Source organism: Phenylobacterium sp. (genome assembly GCF_030693805.1).
GTDB lineage: Bacteria > Pseudomonadota > Alphaproteobacteria > Caulobacterales > Caulobacteraceae > Phenylobacterium.
Window position 1 is genome coordinate 1 of record NZ_JAUXZW010000269.1, and the last position, 1,043, is coordinate 1,043.

General features: G+C 68.8%; 2 protein-coding genes. One reads left to right on the plus strand and one right to left on the minus strand.

The features are described from left to right. Positions 1–423 (minus strand): dihydroneopterin triphosphate diphosphatase (gene nudB / locus Q8M88_RS10330; protein ID WP_305597072.1); only part of this gene is annotated, 423 nt, incomplete at its 3' end. Positions 424–504: 81 nt separating this feature from the next. Between nudB and Q8M88_RS10335 the strand changes: the two genes are divergently transcribed. Next, positions 505–1,043: hypothetical protein (locus tag Q8M88_RS10335; protein ID WP_305597074.1), on the plus strand; the 539-nt coding region annotated here is incomplete at its 3' end.

A 1,043-nucleotide genomic window follows, 5' to 3' on the forward strand; every position in this document is an offset into this window, starting at 1 on the left:
GTTGGACGGCGAAAAGCAGCGCTCTGCAGCCTGCTCCCACGGCCACCAGCCCTGGGCCGTGTGCTCGCGCGGGCTCAGCCGCACCGGCAGCGGCGCGGGCACACACAGGCCGAACAGGCGCTCGGTGTTGTGTGTCACGCCCGGCGCGTAGCGGTGGCGCCACTGCGGGTAGATCTCGTACACATTCTCCAAGCCCCAGTCGCGCAGGTGGTGGCCGGGCGCCCGCGCAGCTATGCCGGTTTCCTCGGTCACCTCGCGCGCAGCGGTGTGGGCCCAGGCCTCGTCGGCAAAGTCCTTGGCGCCGGTCACCGATTGCCAGAAGCCCGGCGCGTCGGCCCGCTCGATCAGCAGCACCTGCAGATCGGGCGTGTGGATGACCACCAGCACCGCTTGGGGAATCTTGAAAGGACGCGGGTCGGTCATGCGCTGTTTGTAGCAGGTCGGGCCGGACTATCGACCAAACGCCCCCACGCGACTAGGATAAGTGTCCCATCTGCACACAGCATGTACGAGCTCCACTACCCCACACTGAGCCTGATCGTCGCGATCGTCAACGGCGTGGCGATTCTGGTGATGCTCGCGCTGTGGCACATCAACCGCGATGTGCCGGGCCCGGGCGTGTGGACGGTGGCGGCGGTGCTCAGCGGCATGGGCTTTGTGGCGGTGATCCTGCGGCCCAGCCTGGGTGCGCTCACCTCGCCCATCAACAACACGCTGTTGGTGGGCGCGGCTCTGCTGCACATCGAGGGCCTGCTGCGTTTCAAACGCATGCCACAAGCGCGCGGCCGCTGGGGCTGGTGGGCGCCGGTGATGCTGCTGGTGATGGTGACGTCCATCGCCTACGCCAACGCCGCCCGCATGCGCTACGGCGTGCTCGACCCGGTGGTGACGGTGGTGCTGCTGGCCACGGCGGTGCTGCTGCTCAAGCGCGCCGAGGGGCGCTGGCGGGTGCTCTACGGCGTGTGTGCCGGTTTTGTGGCCCTGGCCGGCCTGAGCCTGTTGCTGCGCGCGGTCCTGTCGTGGCAGGCACCGGCGGGCACACC